Annotated in this window: 1 protein-coding gene; it reads right to left on the bottom strand. The window is 49.9% G+C overall.

Annotated elements, in window-relative coordinates:
- Window positions 1–491: cadherin-like domain-containing protein (locus WR49_RS19330; protein WP_046225107.1), on the bottom strand; the 491-nt coding region annotated here is incomplete at both ends.

The following is a 491-nucleotide window of genomic DNA, read 5'->3' on the forward strand; positions in this document are numbered from 1 at the left end:
GCCGTTGAAGTTTTCATTTGGAGCGAAGGTGTACGTACCATTACCGTTGTCGGTAAGAATACCGTCGCCACCATCGTAGGTAACGCCTTCAACAGTCAGGTTATCACCTTCAATGTCTGTCGCGCCTGTTAATAGGTCTGCATCGGTGAAGATTAACGTGCCATCTTCTTCCACGCTGAACTGTTGATCTTGAGGGACAGGTAGATCGTTAACTGGGTTAACGGTTAGGTCTGCAGAAGCTTGAACCGTGTTAGTGCCATCAGAGATATCGAAGCTGATATCAATGTCGCCATTGAAGTTCTCATCTGGCGTGATGGTGAAGCTGCCGTCATCGTTTTGAGTAACGGTTGCATCACCACCAACCGTTAGGCCGCTGGCAGTAAGGTCATCGCCTTCCACATCTGATGCTTGAGAAAGCAGCTGCTCTTGGCTTAGGCGGATCGAACCGTCTTCGTCAATAGAGTACGCTAGGTCGCCAGACACTGGCGCAT

The organism is Vibrio sp. ECSMB14106 (assembly GCF_000972265.1).
GTDB lineage: Bacteria > Pseudomonadota > Gammaproteobacteria > Enterobacterales > Vibrionaceae > Vibrio > Vibrio kanaloae.